The sequence below is a fragment of the Pseudoalteromonas sp. S2755 genome, from assembly GCF_005886535.1.
GTDB lineage: Bacteria > Pseudomonadota > Gammaproteobacteria > Enterobacterales > Alteromonadaceae > Pseudoalteromonas.
Window position 1 is genome coordinate 1 of record NZ_PNDS01000218.1, and the last position, 644, is coordinate 644.

The window sequence follows — 644 nt, forward strand, 5'->3', positions numbered from 1 at the left end:
AGTTTAACCATTAGCTTAGCGGCGCGATAACGGCTTAATTCAAAATCGTTATTCGTTGCGATTGCTGCGATTGTCCGTGCCCCAGCTGAACCGCCGCTCATTGCATGTATGGCTTTAACTTCAGCTTCTAGCCTTATTTGCTCTGGTGTAGGCGTTGTATCCCGTATGGCCCAATATTTATAGCTGCTGCGATGCACATTGAATACGCTACACAACACGCTAATTGGGTAACGCTCTCGTTGATTTAATTTCTCAATTAACGAGAATTGTTCAGGGAGTCGGACATCAAGAGAGCGGTAGCCTTTTTTAATATATCCTTTTCTAATTCAATTCGTTGGATTTGCTTTTTAAGTTCGCGGATTTCAATTTGTTCGGGTGTCATTGGTGAAGCTAATGGGGACTGGCCATTCCGTTCTTGCTTTAATTGAGTTACCCATTTACTTACAGTTGATTTACCAACCCCCATAGCTTTGGCTGCATCTTCTTGCGTGTAGCCTTGATCAACTACAAGCTGAGCTGTTTCTAATTTGATTGCAGCAGAATACGTTGCGCGTTTTAATTTCGTCATCTTTTCACCCAAATTTGTATGCAAATAGCATAACATTTCTTTCTTAATGGGTGGCCAAATTAACTATGCCACTACA

At 41.6% G+C, this 644-nt stretch carries 1 pseudogene; it reads right to left on the minus strand.

Annotated elements, in window-relative coordinates:
- Positions 1–568: pseudogene (locus CWC03_RS22885) on the minus strand (transposase); the annotation flags it as partial.
- Between the last annotated feature and the right edge of the window lie 76 nt (positions 569–644).